Here is a 378-nt window from a genome sequence, read left to right on the forward strand (position 1 = left end):
GTTAACGCTGGTACAGATGGTAATACAACCATTTGCGATAGTAGTACAACAACTATAGATTTATTTAGTTTAATCGCTGGTGAAGATGCTGGTGGTACTTGGTCGCAAACTTCTGGATCTGGTGGTACTTTTAATGCTGCCGCGGGTACTTTTACGCCTGCTGTTGGTGCAACTACTAGTACCTTCGATTATACTGTTATTGGAACAAATCCTTGTCCTAACGATGTTAGTACTGCTACTATAAATATCACTGGTATTACTGCTTCTACTACAATTAATCTAATCAGTGCTTCCTCAGTAGGAGTTCCTGTATTAAGAAATGGATTAAGTGCCGTAAATGCCGAGAACTCAAACAATGCAACAGGCGCAATATTAACC

General features: G+C 39.7%; 1 protein-coding gene. It reads left to right on the forward strand.

Annotated features, from left to right (window positions below):
- Nucleotides 1-378: hypothetical protein (locus tag ACVC2P_RS16595; RefSeq protein ID WP_452599573.1), on the forward strand; the 378-nt coding region annotated here is incomplete at both ends.

The sequence above is a fragment of the Pontimicrobium sp. MEBiC01747 genome (assembly GCF_053601635.1).